The organism is Agrobacterium sp., assembly GCF_059499945.1.
Window position 1 is genome coordinate 1 of sequence record NZ_JCABZP010000012.1, and the last position, 14225, is coordinate 14225.

At 68.4% G+C, this 14225-nt stretch carries 8 protein-coding genes and 2 pseudogenes; all 10 read left to right on the top strand.

Features of this window, described 5'->3' with window-relative positions:
• Positions 1-270: 270 nt before the first annotated feature.
• A complete protein-coding gene (locus tag AC5I5B_RS11060; RefSeq protein ID WP_012112823.1) occupies positions 271-1689 on the top strand; it encodes a tyrosine-type recombinase/integrase in 1419 nt (472 codons plus the stop codon).
• Positions 1686-3527 carry a site-specific integrase gene (locus tag AC5I5B_RS11065; protein WP_495751052.1) on the top strand — a complete coding sequence of 614 codons (1842 nt, stop codon included), beginning with the start codon at positions 1686-1688 and terminating at the stop codon, positions 3525-3527. The genes AC5I5B_RS11060 and AC5I5B_RS11065 overlap by 4 nt, the downstream gene beginning before the upstream one ends.
• Entirely contained in the window at positions 3524-5689 is a 2166-nt protein-coding gene (locus AC5I5B_RS11070) for a hypothetical protein (protein WP_012112821.1), read from the top strand. Before AC5I5B_RS11065 ends, AC5I5B_RS11070 begins: the two co-directional genes overlap by 4 nt.
• The gene (locus AC5I5B_RS11075) at positions 5686-6126 is read left to right on the top strand and encodes a hypothetical protein (protein ID WP_012112820.1); all 441 of its coding nucleotides are present in this window, start codon (positions 5686-5688) and stop codon (positions 6124-6126) included. Before AC5I5B_RS11070 ends, AC5I5B_RS11075 begins: the two co-directional genes overlap by 4 nt.
• A 216-nt stretch (positions 6127-6342) precedes the next feature.
• Positions 6343-7059 (top strand): annotated as a pseudogene (locus AC5I5B_RS11080) (ArdC family protein); the annotation flags it as partial.
• Positions 7060-7325: 266 nt separating this feature from the next.
• Entirely contained in the window at positions 7326-8744 is a 1419-nt protein-coding gene (locus AC5I5B_RS11085) for a tyrosine-type recombinase/integrase (RefSeq protein ID WP_012112823.1), read from the top strand.
• Positions 8741-10582, top strand: a complete 1842-nt coding sequence (locus AC5I5B_RS11090; RefSeq protein ID WP_495751052.1) for a site-specific integrase — start codon at positions 8741-8743, stop codon at positions 10580-10582. Before AC5I5B_RS11085 ends, AC5I5B_RS11090 begins: the two co-directional genes overlap by 4 nt.
• Positions 10579-12744, top strand: coding sequence for a hypothetical protein (locus AC5I5B_RS11095; RefSeq protein ID WP_012112821.1), 2166 nt, complete (start codon positions 10579-10581; stop codon positions 12742-12744). Before AC5I5B_RS11090 ends, AC5I5B_RS11095 begins: the two co-directional genes overlap by 4 nt.
• Positions 12741-13181: a hypothetical protein gene (locus AC5I5B_RS11100; RefSeq protein WP_012112820.1), complete on the top strand. Its 441-nt coding sequence runs from the start codon at positions 12741-12743 to the stop codon at positions 13179-13181. The genes AC5I5B_RS11095 and AC5I5B_RS11100 overlap by 4 nt, the downstream gene beginning before the upstream one ends.
• Positions 13182-13397: 216 nt before the next feature.
• Positions 13398-14114 (top strand): annotated as a pseudogene (locus AC5I5B_RS11105) (ArdC family protein); the annotation flags it as partial.
• Positions 14115-14225 lie beyond the last annotated feature (111 nt).

Genomic DNA, 14225 nt, shown 5'->3' on the forward strand with positions numbered 1-14225 from the left:
CGCCTTATCCTGACTCTGTGATCCTGTCTCAGAATCATGCATTGGAGGCGCCTCACCACGGCTCCGGTGAAGCTCTTCAGACGTCCGGGTCAAGCGTTCCCGCAGCGTAGCGAGGACAACGCTTGACGCGGCGGCGGCACGACAAGCTGTTCATGGGGTGCAGGCTAAGTCCTGCACCCCTGCCACGCGGCGAGCGGGAGAGCGCGAGGGGAACCCCTCGCATTCTAAACAATGAAGTTGCGCCGAAGGCGCTCCGCTTGGGTATCGTGCGTGCATTTGTATTTTACCGATCTTGACACTATTTCGCGTCCGCTTTTCCTTGATGACCTTGCAGTGAGCCTCGCGCCCGGTGCGCTCGACGCGGTCGAGCGCACCGGGCTGATTCACGGCATGCCGTTCATCCTGATGGATGACGGCAGCTACGATCTCGCTCTCAACCGGTTCTTTCGTGCCTGTCCTGCTATGGGAGCGCGATCGCCGAACACGTGGCGCTCCTACGCCCGCGACATTCTCGTCTGGGCGCGCTTTCTTGTCGAACGGCGCGGCGGCAAGACGGTCTGGCAGGCCGGCCGCGACGATGTCCTGGCCTTTCACCGGGCGCGTCGGCTGTCGGCAGCTCCCTACCGCATCTCGGCTGCGAGCTGGAACCGGAGCGTTGCCGCGCTCGACAAGCTCTATCGCTGGGCTGTCGAGGAAGGAATCATTGCGATCTCGCCCTTCAGCTACGGCGCCACCCTTCGCAGGGCCGGCGGTAGCCGCGCAGTGCTCGCTGTGACGACGAACCGTGCCCGCGAGCGCGCCGCGCGGCGCCACGATACCCGTTACATCGATCTTGGCCGCTACCTGCTGTTCCGCGAGGTGGGATTGCGCGGCCGGCTTCCCGACGGCTCGGAGGACGCGACGTGGCGCGGCCGCAACGGCGAGCGCAATGCGTTGTTTGCCGAGCTTCTCGTCACGACCGGCCTGCGGCTGACAGAGGCCGGCAGTCTGCTGCTGAGTGAGCTGCCGCGCCTGACCGATCCCGAATCGCGCTCGGTGCCGTTCGATCTCCCCGGTCCGATCGCCAAGGGCGGACGACCACGGCGCATCCGCGTTCCCCGCCGGGTACTGAGATTGATCGGCGACTATGTCGATCTCGAGCGCACGGTCTCTGCCGCGCGCTCAGAGCCTTCGGTGTCCGATCCGCTCTGGCTGATGCTGGAGGACGGGAAGGCAACAGACGCGGCGGGCAAGCGTGTCCGGCTCGACCGTCTGACGCTGGGCGAACGCCGCCGCGTGCTGGTCGGCACGCCCGGCCAGGCGCAGCATGCCTTGCTCTGGCTGACTGAAGGCGGCAAGCCCGTGCCCTCGGCGACTTGGGAAGCTGCCTTTCGGCGGGCCTGCACCCGCTGCCGCCGTTTCGGCATCGAGGTCGAGGTGACGCCACACACGCTGCGGCACACCTTCGCCGTCAACATGCTCTCCATGCTGATCCGCGAGCAGATCGGATCCGTGTTCGATCCGCAGGACCAGCACGGCGCAGCCTATCGGCGGATTCTCGGCGATCCTCTGCAGAAGCTCCAGCACCTGCTGGGGCATGCGAGTATCACCAGCACCTACATCTATCTCGACAGCCTCGCCGAGGCGCAGGAGCTGGTCGAGGCCGCCGCGGATCGCTGGGCCGAAGACACGGCTGGCGGCGCGGCATGACCGCCGCGGCGGCTCCATCGGTGCGGCGGCCGGGTCGCCGCGCCCTCTTTCCCGAGGCGCTGCCCGATCCCGAGGGCGAGGCCGCCGCTGCGATCGCATCGCTGCGCTTTACCGTCACGCTGGCGGATCGCAGCAAGACGATCGACCTGACGATGCTCGCCGGCCGCAAGGCATTGGCGCGGACCTTTGCCGGCGCGCTCTGGCGCGCCTGCCAGGTCGGTGGTCCGGCCGGCTCGATCTCGACGGCCTACGCCTATGCCAATGCGCTCAAGACATTTTGGCGCTATCTCGATTCCGCCGGATCGCACGTCGCCCGTCTCTCCGACGTCAGTGCCGTCTGCATCGACGGCTTCGATTCCTGGATGGAGGGGAGCGGCCTGCATCCCAATCACCGCCTGCACCGCATGAGCAAGGTGCTCAACCTGCTGCGGCTTGCCGAGGCCGCGGAGCCCAGCCACCTGCCGCCCGATGCCTCACGCCGGCTGATGTACACGAGCGATCGGCCCGGCGTGCGCGCCAGGCCGCGCGATGCCTATGGCGATGATGTCGCCGCGGCATTGCGGAAGGCGGCGCGCACCGATCTCGCCGCCATCATCCGCCGCTTGGGCGAGGCCGATCGTATTCCGGCGGTCGAGGATTCCGATCGGAGCAAGGCGCTGGCAGCAACCCACAAACAGGTAATGGAAGTGATCGACGCGGAAGGCGTCATCGGGCACAGGCACCCTCTCTTCAAGCGACTCTACACGCTCCGCCGCGAGAGTGGCCTGCCGAACGATCGCCTGATCCACGATCTGCATGGCCGCCGGCATCTCATCGCCGCCGATCTCGTGCCGCTCATCGTGCTTATCTCGCTCGACACCGGCATGGAGATCGAAGCGATCAAGGGCTTGCGAGCGGACTGCCTGAAGAACCCGGCGGGCGGCTATGTCGAGATCGAGTATTGCAAGCGTCGGGCGCGCGGCGCCGAGTGGAAGCGGCTGCGTGTGCGCGACGGCGGTTCCTCGACGCCGGGCGGCTTGATCCGCAAGGCGCTGCAGTGGACCGGTCCGGCGAGAAGCCGGCTCGGCGCCGACACGCTCTGGGCGCACTGTGCCTGGGGCCGCCTGACCCCTCGGGTGCTCAGCATGAAGGAGCTCGCGGCTTCATGGACGCGCCGGCACGGCATCCTTGATGAGCGGGGCCAACGCCTTCGCCTCAATCTGACGCGCCTGCGCAAGACGCATAAGGCGGCATGGTACCGGCGCACGGGCGGCCAGCTCGACCGCTTCGCCGTCGGCCACACTGTCGCGGTCGCGGCCGACCGCTACGCCGACATTCCCGCGCTTCGTCATCTGCACGAGGCGACAATTGCCGACGCCATGACCGATGCGCTCGACGCCGCGTTCCCCCCCTGTGTCCTGTCGTCGGAGGAGGAAGCGGCCGTCCAGACCGATCCCGACAAGGCGACCGGCCTTCCCGTTGTCGGCGCCGCCGCGGTCAAGGCGCTGTTCGGCGGCGAGCAGGACGTCTGGCTCGCCAGTTGCGGCGGCTTCTACAACAGCCCGTTCGGCTCGGAGGGAGAGGCCTGTCCGTCCCCCTTCTGGGGGTGTCTCGAATGCAGCAATGCCGTGGTCACCGCCCGCAAGGTGCCCGCGCTCCTGGCCTTCCTCAACTTCATCCGGGCGCAGCGGCAGGTGCTGAGCGAAGCCGACTGGATCGCCAAGTTCGGCCGGGTTCACGGACGCATCGCCGAACAGATTCTGCCCCGGTTCGCCGACGCCGAGATCGAGGAAGCCCGTCGGATTGGGTCATCGGACCCCGCGCTCCTCTACCTGCCGCCCGAAGCGAGAGCGCCATGATGCCGGCACCGATCAAGCTGCCGCAGCACGCGTCGCTGCCTTCGGCCATTTATGGCAACGACGAGCCCGTGCTTGCCGGCGTGGCGGTCAGGGACGATGCCGACCGCACGCGACTTCCGCGCTTCGGTGACGATCTTTGGGACCTGGGCGCCGCCATTTTCCGGGTGAACGCCCGCTACAGCAATTACCGGCTGAACCTCGCCCGCATCGCCGATCCCGTCACGCGGCGGCTGGCGAAGGAGTACGTGATCGCCCGCCTGCGCATCCATGTGCCGGGATATCGGGCGCCCTGCGGCGCGACCTCGGCGATCCGCCTGCTGCGCTACATCCAGCATTTCGCCGCGTTCCTCCGCGCAAGGACTGGCGCCGTCGATCTCAGCCGGATCGATCAGGCGCTGCTCGACGCCTATCTGGCGTATGCCCGTGACGGCGGACGGCGAACGCCTCACGAGACGGTGAAGTATGTCGAGGTGCCGATCGACCTGCATCACCTGGCGCCATGGCTAACCGGCGGCGGCATCGGTTTCCTGCCGTGGCGTGGACGTGCGGCGCACCGCGTTGCCGGCCGGCCGCCAGCGCCCGCCGAGAACGCCACGCCGCGCATTCCCGAGCCGGTCATCGGCGCCATGCTGCGCTGGGCGCTCAAGTATGTCGAGGTCTATGCGCCCGATATCCTCGCGGCGCGGGCCGAGCTTGACGCTCTCGAAGCCCGCTGCGCCCGATTGATGGCGCGGGACGCGCGGGCCGGACGGGCCGTGGCCAAGAACTATCGCGCCCGCGTGGCCAAGTGGCTCGACGTGCGCCGGGCCATGGGCCGAGGCGTGCCGATCTGGGAGCACGCGCCCAATGTGGCCCGCCGCATCGACCCGCTCACCGGCGAAGAGACCCCGCCCTACAATCTCCATCTGATGCGCCTTCACGCCGGCGCTCCGCAGAGCGGCCGCATCAGCCAGTCCGAGCCGACTGCACGACTGATCGAGAAGGCAGCCGCCGAGCTCGGAACCGAGATCGGCGGGCTCGATACGCCGATCTCGATCGATCCGGACACCGGACTGCCATGGCGCGAGCGCTTCGACGGCCTCAGCCTCGCCCGCGAAGAACGGATGTTGCAGGGCGCCTGCTATCTCGTCTGCGCCTACCTCACCGGCATGCGCGACAGCGAGGTGCAGGCGATGCAGCCGGGTTGCGTGTCGCCGGTGCGCAGCGCCGACGGCCTGGTCGAGCGGTACCGGCTGCGCAGCACGGTGTACAAGCGCCATGGCGCGCGCGGCGTCACGGCCGACTGGATCACGATCGAGCCCGTCGCTCGCGCCGTCGCGGTGATGGAGGTTCTCTCGGCACGCAATCGCCGAGAGAAGGAACTGTCATCCTTGTGGGTGGCGCTGAAGGACTGGCCCTGGAGCAACGATCATCTCGGGATGGGTGCAACGCCGACACTCAACCTTTTCCGCGAGGGCCTCGACACGCGCTCGGAGGCCGCGCCGGCGATTCCGCGCATCGGCGACGAGCCTTGGAAGTTTACGACCCGGCAGCTCCGACGCACGATCGCCTGGTACATCGCCAACCGGCCGTTCGGCACGGTCGCCGGCAAGATCCAGTACAAGCACGCCTCGGTCGCCATGTTCGAAGGCTATGCCGGATCGGCGCAGGCCGACTTCCGCTTGGCGATCGAGCGCGAACGTGCACTCGGCCAGCTCGACGACATTGTCGCCCATTACGAGGCCTATCTTCGCCGTGAAGGCCCGGCGGGACCGGGTGCTGCGCGACTGCGACGCGAGTTCGGCCGCGTGCAGGAGGAACTTGGCGATCTTCCCGGCCGGATCTTGGACCGCAAGCGGCTGCGCACCATGGTTGCCCATCTCGGGCGGACCCTGCATGTCGGTTTCCTCAACGACTGCCTGTTCGATGCAGCGACCGCGCTCTGCCTCACCGGCGCGCCAGATGCCGAGCGGACGGCGCCGGCCCTATCGCGCTGCAGCCCCGACCGGTGCCCGAACGCCTGCCTGACCGCCCGGCACCGCGAACCGTGGCAGGCCTCGATCGTCGAGGGCGAAGCGCTTCTGGCCGACCGGCGTCTATCGCCGCTGCAGCGCACGGCGATCCTGCGGGACAACGAGCGCAAGTGCCGGCTGATCGCGCCTCTCATGGACGGTGACGCATGACCGCGCTCGGGCCGAAGAGCCAAGCGGCGCTAAGGGCTGCCATGAAGCGGTTGCTCGACGGCCGCCCTGAACGCACCGACGGGGCGCTGACCGTCGCCAACCTGGCGCGCGAGGCCGGCGTCAGCCGAGCGACGGCGAACCGGGCCGGCGATCTTCTCGCCGAGCTCCGCGCGGCCGAAGCCCGCCTGCGGCGATCGTCGCCCAGGGCCCTCAAGGAACGCATCCATGCTCTGGAAGCGGAACTACGCGCCGTGCGTGGTGCCGAGATGGCGGAGCTGCGGGCGCTCACCCGGACGCTCGCGCAGCACATCCAGATGCTGACGTTGCAGCTCGCCGAGCGAGATGCCGTCATCGAAGGTCTGCGAGCGGAGCTGTCTCGATCCGTGGACGCCAGGGTCGTCCCGTTGCGGCGTCCGCCTCTGGACGGCACCGGCTGACAGCCGCGCTTCATCCTGACCGGTCCAGGCGCCGCTCGCCGGTCATGGCTGCCTCCCGTGCTCGCCCGTCGAGGCAGGGCTCGGGTTGTGGCAGACGCTGCCGGCCCATCAACCCTGTTCCGCACCAGCACCGAGAACAGGGTGTGACGGCCCGGCTTCCCGCGTCTGCCCCTGCCGCCTCGCCCTCGACGGAGAGGGCGAACACAGGAGGCAGCCATGACCACCGATCGCACACCCCAGCCCCGGAACGACATCTACGAGCGTGTCACCAGCCAGATCATCGCCGCCATCGAGGCCGGCGCCGACCAGTACCGGATGCCCTGGCACCACGACGGATCGGCCATCACTACGCCCGTCAACGTCGCCTCGCGCAAGGCCTATCGTGGCGTCAACGTCATCGCACTCTGGGCCGCCGCGCACGCCGCCGGCTTTCCCGCCGGCATCTGGGGCACCTATCGCCAGTGGCAGGCGCTCGGCGCCCAGGTCCGCAAGGGCGAGCGCGGGCACCTCGTCGTGTTCTGGAAGACCGTCGATCGCCACGGCAAGGCAGACGTACAGGACGGCGACGAGGATCGCGACGAGCCCGCCCGGCGCATGTTCGCCCGCGGCTACACGGTCTTCAACTGCGCGCAGGTCGACGGCTACACGCCGCCCGAGATACCGGTGCTACCCGAGGCCGAGCGCATCGAGCGGGCCGAACGGTTCTGCGCAGCGCTCGGCATCGACATCCGCCACGGCGGATCGCAGGCCTGTTACCGCCCATCCACCGACCACGTGCAGATGCCCGACTTCGCCTGCTTCCGCGATGCCGCAGCCTATTACGCCGTGCTGCTCCACGAATGCGGGCACGCCTCCGGCGCCAGGCATCGCCTCGACCGTGATCTCTCCGGACGGTTCGGCTCGGCCGCCTATGCTATGGAGGAATGCACGGTCTTATCCTGACTCTGTGATCCTGTCTCAGAATCATGCATTGGAGGCGCCTCACCACGGCTCCGGTGAAGCTCTTCAGACGTCCGGGTCAAGCGTTCCCGCAGCGTAGCGAGGACAACGCTTGACGCGGCGGCGGCACGACAAGCTGTTCATGGGGTGCAGGCTAAGTCCTGCACCCCTGCCACGCGGCGAGCGGGAGAGCGCGAGGGGAACCCCTCGCATTCTAAACAATGAAGTTGCGCCGAAGGCGCTCCGCTTGGGTATCGTGCGTGCATTTGTATTTTACCGATCTTGACACTATTTCGCGTCCGCTTTTCCTTGATGACCTTGCAGTGAGCCTCGCGCCCGGTGCGCTCGACGCGGTCGAGCGCACCGGGCTGATTCACGGCATGCCGTTCATCCTGATGGATGACGGCAGCTACGATCTCGCTCTCAACCGGTTCTTTCGTGCCTGTCCTGCTATGGGAGCGCGATCGCCGAACACGTGGCGCTCCTACGCCCGCGACATTCTCGTCTGGGCGCGCTTTCTTGTCGAACGGCGCGGCGGCAAGACGGTCTGGCAGGCCGGCCGCGACGATGTCCTGGCCTTTCACCGGGCGCGTCGGCTGTCGGCAGCTCCCTACCGCATCTCGGCTGCGAGCTGGAACCGGAGCGTTGCCGCGCTCGACAAGCTCTATCGCTGGGCTGTCGAGGAAGGAATCATTGCGATCTCGCCCTTCAGCTACGGCGCCACCCTTCGCAGGGCCGGCGGTAGCCGCGCAGTGCTCGCTGTGACGACGAACCGTGCCCGCGAGCGCGCCGCGCGGCGCCACGATACCCGTTACATCGATCTTGGCCGCTACCTGCTGTTCCGCGAGGTGGGATTGCGCGGCCGGCTTCCCGACGGCTCGGAGGACGCGACGTGGCGCGGCCGCAACGGCGAGCGCAATGCGTTGTTTGCCGAGCTTCTCGTCACGACCGGCCTGCGGCTGACAGAGGCCGGCAGTCTGCTGCTGAGTGAGCTGCCGCGCCTGACCGATCCCGAATCGCGCTCGGTGCCGTTCGATCTCCCCGGTCCGATCGCCAAGGGCGGACGACCACGGCGCATCCGCGTTCCCCGCCGGGTACTGAGATTGATCGGCGACTATGTCGATCTCGAGCGCACGGTCTCTGCCGCGCGCTCAGAGCCTTCGGTGTCCGATCCGCTCTGGCTGATGCTGGAGGACGGGAAGGCAACAGACGCGGCGGGCAAGCGTGTCCGGCTCGACCGTCTGACGCTGGGCGAACGCCGCCGCGTGCTGGTCGGCACGCCCGGCCAGGCGCAGCATGCCTTGCTCTGGCTGACTGAAGGCGGCAAGCCCGTGCCCTCGGCGACTTGGGAAGCTGCCTTTCGGCGGGCCTGCACCCGCTGCCGCCGTTTCGGCATCGAGGTCGAGGTGACGCCACACACGCTGCGGCACACCTTCGCCGTCAACATGCTCTCCATGCTGATCCGCGAGCAGATCGGATCCGTGTTCGATCCGCAGGACCAGCACGGCGCAGCCTATCGGCGGATTCTCGGCGATCCTCTGCAGAAGCTCCAGCACCTGCTGGGGCATGCGAGTATCACCAGCACCTACATCTATCTCGACAGCCTCGCCGAGGCGCAGGAGCTGGTCGAGGCCGCCGCGGATCGCTGGGCCGAAGACACGGCTGGCGGCGCGGCATGACCGCCGCGGCGGCTCCATCGGTGCGGCGGCCGGGTCGCCGCGCCCTCTTTCCCGAGGCGCTGCCCGATCCCGAGGGCGAGGCCGCCGCTGCGATCGCATCGCTGCGCTTTACCGTCACGCTGGCGGATCGCAGCAAGACGATCGACCTGACGATGCTCGCCGGCCGCAAGGCATTGGCGCGGACCTTTGCCGGCGCGCTCTGGCGCGCCTGCCAGGTCGGTGGTCCGGCCGGCTCGATCTCGACGGCCTACGCCTATGCCAATGCGCTCAAGACATTTTGGCGCTATCTCGATTCCGCCGGATCGCACGTCGCCCGTCTCTCCGACGTCAGTGCCGTCTGCATCGACGGCTTCGATTCCTGGATGGAGGGGAGCGGCCTGCATCCCAATCACCGCCTGCACCGCATGAGCAAGGTGCTCAACCTGCTGCGGCTTGCCGAGGCCGCGGAGCCCAGCCACCTGCCGCCCGATGCCTCACGCCGGCTGATGTACACGAGCGATCGGCCCGGCGTGCGCGCCAGGCCGCGCGATGCCTATGGCGATGATGTCGCCGCGGCATTGCGGAAGGCGGCGCGCACCGATCTCGCCGCCATCATCCGCCGCTTGGGCGAGGCCGATCGTATTCCGGCGGTCGAGGATTCCGATCGGAGCAAGGCGCTGGCAGCAACCCACAAACAGGTAATGGAAGTGATCGACGCGGAAGGCGTCATCGGGCACAGGCACCCTCTCTTCAAGCGACTCTACACGCTCCGCCGCGAGAGTGGCCTGCCGAACGATCGCCTGATCCACGATCTGCATGGCCGCCGGCATCTCATCGCCGCCGATCTCGTGCCGCTCATCGTGCTTATCTCGCTCGACACCGGCATGGAGATCGAAGCGATCAAGGGCTTGCGAGCGGACTGCCTGAAGAACCCGGCGGGCGGCTATGTCGAGATCGAGTATTGCAAGCGTCGGGCGCGCGGCGCCGAGTGGAAGCGGCTGCGTGTGCGCGACGGCGGTTCCTCGACGCCGGGCGGCTTGATCCGCAAGGCGCTGCAGTGGACCGGTCCGGCGAGAAGCCGGCTCGGCGCCGACACGCTCTGGGCGCACTGTGCCTGGGGCCGCCTGACCCCTCGGGTGCTCAGCATGAAGGAGCTCGCGGCTTCATGGACGCGCCGGCACGGCATCCTTGATGAGCGGGGCCAACGCCTTCGCCTCAATCTGACGCGCCTGCGCAAGACGCATAAGGCGGCATGGTACCGGCGCACGGGCGGCCAGCTCGACCGCTTCGCCGTCGGCCACACTGTCGCGGTCGCGGCCGACCGCTACGCCGACATTCCCGCGCTTCGTCATCTGCACGAGGCGACAATTGCCGACGCCATGACCGATGCGCTCGACGCCGCGTTCCCCCCCTGTGTCCTGTCGTCGGAGGAGGAAGCGGCCGTCCAGACCGATCCCGACAAGGCGACCGGCCTTCCCGTTGTCGGCGCCGCCGCGGTCAAGGCGCTGTTCGGCGGCGAGCAGGACGTCTGGCTCGCCAGTTGCGGCGGCTTCTACAACAGCCCGTTCGGCTCGGAGGGAGAGGCCTGTCCGTCCCCCTTCTGGGGGTGTCTCGAATGCAGCAATGCCGTGGTCACCGCCCGCAAGGTGCCCGCGCTCCTGGCCTTCCTCAACTTCATCCGGGCGCAGCGGCAGGTGCTGAGCGAAGCCGACTGGATCGCCAAGTTCGGCCGGGTTCACGGACGCATCGCCGAACAGATTCTGCCCCGGTTCGCCGACGCCGAGATCGAGGAAGCCCGTCGGATTGGGTCATCGGACCCCGCGCTCCTCTACCTGCCGCCCGAAGCGAGAGCGCCATGATGCCGGCACCGATCAAGCTGCCGCAGCACGCGTCGCTGCCTTCGGCCATTTATGGCAACGACGAGCCCGTGCTTGCCGGCGTGGCGGTCAGGGACGATGCCGACCGCACGCGACTTCCGCGCTTCGGTGACGATCTTTGGGACCTGGGCGCCGCCATTTTCCGGGTGAACGCCCGCTACAGCAATTACCGGCTGAACCTCGCCCGCATCGCCGATCCCGTCACGCGGCGGCTGGCGAAGGAGTACGTGATCGCCCGCCTGCGCATCCATGTGCCGGGATATCGGGCGCCCTGCGGCGCGACCTCGGCGATCCGCCTGCTGCGCTACATCCAGCATTTCGCCGCGTTCCTCCGCGCAAGGACTGGCGCCGTCGATCTCAGCCGGATCGATCAGGCGCTGCTCGACGCCTATCTGGCGTATGCCCGTGACGGCGGACGGCGAACGCCTCACGAGACGGTGAAGTATGTCGAGGTGCCGATCGACCTGCATCACCTGGCGCCATGGCTAACCGGCGGCGGCATCGGTTTCCTGCCGTGGCGTGGACGTGCGGCGCACCGCGTTGCCGGCCGGCCGCCAGCGCCCGCCGAGAACGCCACGCCGCGCATTCCCGAGCCGGTCATCGGCGCCATGCTGCGCTGGGCGCTCAAGTATGTCGAGGTCTATGCGCCCGATATCCTCGCGGCGCGGGCCGAGCTTGACGCTCTCGAAGCCCGCTGCGCCCGATTGATGGCGCGGGACGCGCGGGCCGGACGGGCCGTGGCCAAGAACTATCGCGCCCGCGTGGCCAAGTGGCTCGACGTGCGCCGGGCCATGGGCCGAGGCGTGCCGATCTGGGAGCACGCGCCCAATGTGGCCCGCCGCATCGACCCGCTCACCGGCGAAGAGACCCCGCCCTACAATCTCCATCTGATGCGCCTTCACGCCGGCGCTCCGCAGAGCGGCCGCATCAGCCAGTCCGAGCCGACTGCACGACTGATCGAGAAGGCAGCCGCCGAGCTCGGAACCGAGATCGGCGGGCTCGATACGCCGATCTCGATCGATCCGGACACCGGACTGCCATGGCGCGAGCGCTTCGACGGCCTCAGCCTCGCCCGCGAAGAACGGATGTTGCAGGGCGCCTGCTATCTCGTCTGCGCCTACCTCACCGGCATGCGCGACAGCGAGGTGCAGGCGATGCAGCCGGGTTGCGTGTCGCCGGTGCGCAGCGCCGACGGCCTGGTCGAGCGGTACCGGCTGCGCAGCACGGTGTACAAGCGCCATGGCGCGCGCGGCGTCACGGCCGACTGGATCACGATCGAGCCCGTCGCTCGCGCCGTCGCGGTGATGGAGGTTCTCTCGGCACGCAATCGCCGAGAGAAGGAACTGTCATCCTTGTGGGTGGCGCTGAAGGACTGGCCCTGGAGCAACGATCATCTCGGGATGGGTGCAACGCCGACACTCAACCTTTTCCGCGAGGGCCTCGACACGCGCTCGGAGGCCGCGCCGGCGATTCCGCGCATCGGCGACGAGCCTTGGAAGTTTACGACCCGGCAGCTCCGACGCACGATCGCCTGGTACATCGCCAACCGGCCGTTCGGCACGGTCGCCGGCAAGATCCAGTACAAGCACGCCTCGGTCGCCATGTTCGAAGGCTATGCCGGATCGGCGCAGGCCGACTTCCGCTTGGCGATCGAGCGCGAACGTGCACTCGGCCAGCTCGACGACATTGTCGCCCATTACGAGGCCTATCTTCGCCGTGAAGGCCCGGCGGGACCGGGTGCTGCGCGACTGCGACGCGAGTTCGGCCGCGTGCAGGAGGAACTTGGCGATCTTCCCGGCCGGATCTTGGACCGCAAGCGGCTGCGCACCATGGTTGCCCATCTCGGGCGGACCCTGCATGTCGGTTTCCTCAACGACTGCCTGTTCGATGCAGCGACCGCGCTCTGCCTCACCGGCGCGCCAGATGCCGAGCGGACGGCGCCGGCCCTATCGCGCTGCAGCCCCGACCGGTGCCCGAACGCCTGCCTGACCGCCCGGCACCGCGAACCGTGGCAGGCCTCGATCGTCGAGGGCGAAGCGCTTCTGGCCGACCGGCGTCTATCGCCGCTGCAGCGCACGGCGATCCTGCGGGACAACGAGCGCAAGTGCCGGCTGATCGCGCCTCTCATGGACGGTGACGCATGACCGCGCTCGGGCCGAAGAGCCAAGCGGCGCTAAGGGCTGCCATGAAGCGGTTGCTCGACGGCCGCCCTGAACGCACCGACGGGGCGCTGACCGTCGCCAACCTGGCGCGCGAGGCCGGCGTCAGCCGAGCGACGGCGAACCGGGCCGGCGATCTTCTCGCCGAGCTCCGCGCGGCCGAAGCCCGCCTGCGGCGATCGTCGCCCAGGGCCCTCAAGGAACGCATCCATGCTCTGGAAGCGGAACTACGCGCCGTGCGTGGTGCCGAGATGGCGGAGCTGCGGGCGCTCACCCGGACGCTCGCGCAGCACATCCAGATGCTGACGTTGCAGCTCGCCGAGCGAGATGCCGTCATCGAAGGTCTGCGAGCGGAGCTGTCTCGATCCGTGGACGCCAGGGTCGTCCCGTTGCGGCGTCCGCCTCTGGACGGCACCGGCTGACAGCCGCGCTTCATCCTGACCGGTCCAGGCGCCGCTCGCCGGTCATGGCTGCCTCCCGTGCTCGCCCGTCGAGGCAGGGCTCGGGTTGTGGCAGACGCTGCCGGCCCATCAACCCTGTTCCGCACCAGCACCGAGAACAGGGTGTGACGGCCCGGCTTCCCGCGTCTGCCCCTGCCGCCTCGCCCTCGACGGAGAGGGCGAACACAGGAGGCAGCCATGACCACCGATCGCACACCCCAGCCCCGGAACGACATCTACGAGCGTGTCACCAGCCAGATCATCGCCGCCATCGAGGCCGGCGCCGACCAGTACCGGATGCCCTGGCACCACGACGGATCGGCCATCACTACGCCCGTCAACGTCGCCTCGCGCAAGGCCTATCGTGGCGTCAACGTCATCGCACTCTGGGCCGCCGCGCACGCCGCCGGCTTTCCCGCCGGCATCTGGGGCACCTATCGCCAGTGGCAGGCGCTCGGCGCCCAGGTCCGCAAGGGCGAGCGCGGGCACCTCGTCGTGTTCTGGAAGACCGTCGATCGCCACGGCAAGGCAGACGTACAGGACGGCGACGAGGATCGCGACGAGCCCGCCCGGCGCATGTTCGCCCGCGGCTACACGGTCTTCAACTGCGCGCAGGTCGACGGCTACACGCCGCCCGAGATACCGGTGCTACCCGAGGCCGAGCGCATCGAGCGGGCCGAACGGTTCTGCGCAGCGCTCGGCATCGACATCCGCCACGGCGGATCGCAGGCCTGTTACCGCCCATCCACCGACCACGTGCAGATGCCCGACTTCGCCTGCTTCCGCGATGCCGCAGCCTATTACGCCGTGCTGCTCCACGAATGCGGGCACGCCTCCGGCGCCAGGCATCGCCTCGACCGTGATCTCTCCGGACGGTTCGGCTCGGCCGCCTATGCTATGGAGGAATGCACGGTCTTATCCGGATTCTTTGATCCTGTCTTACCCGTGTGATCTTCGACAGACATTGTGCGGCGTAACGACGAGCTTTCGATCGGAGCGCTGCCGCAGTTTTTTGGCGAGGGGGCG

Coding starts and splice junctions, on each gene's coding strand:
- AC5I5B_RS11100 (WP_012112820.1), top strand. CDS start 12,741: ATGACCGCGCTCGGGCCGAAGAGCCAAGCGGCGCTAAGGGCTGCCATG.
- AC5I5B_RS11070 (WP_012112821.1), top strand. CDS start 3,524: ATGATGCCGGCACCGATCAAGCTGCCGCAGCACGCGTCGCTGCCTTCG.
- AC5I5B_RS11075 (WP_012112820.1), top strand. CDS start 5,686: ATGACCGCGCTCGGGCCGAAGAGCCAAGCGGCGCTAAGGGCTGCCATG.
- AC5I5B_RS11090 (WP_495751052.1), top strand. CDS start 8,741: ATGACCGCCGCGGCGGCTCCATCGGTGCGGCGGCCGGGTCGCCGCGCC.
- AC5I5B_RS11065 (WP_495751052.1), top strand. CDS start 1,686: ATGACCGCCGCGGCGGCTCCATCGGTGCGGCGGCCGGGTCGCCGCGCC.
- AC5I5B_RS11095 (WP_012112821.1), top strand. CDS start 10,579: ATGATGCCGGCACCGATCAAGCTGCCGCAGCACGCGTCGCTGCCTTCG.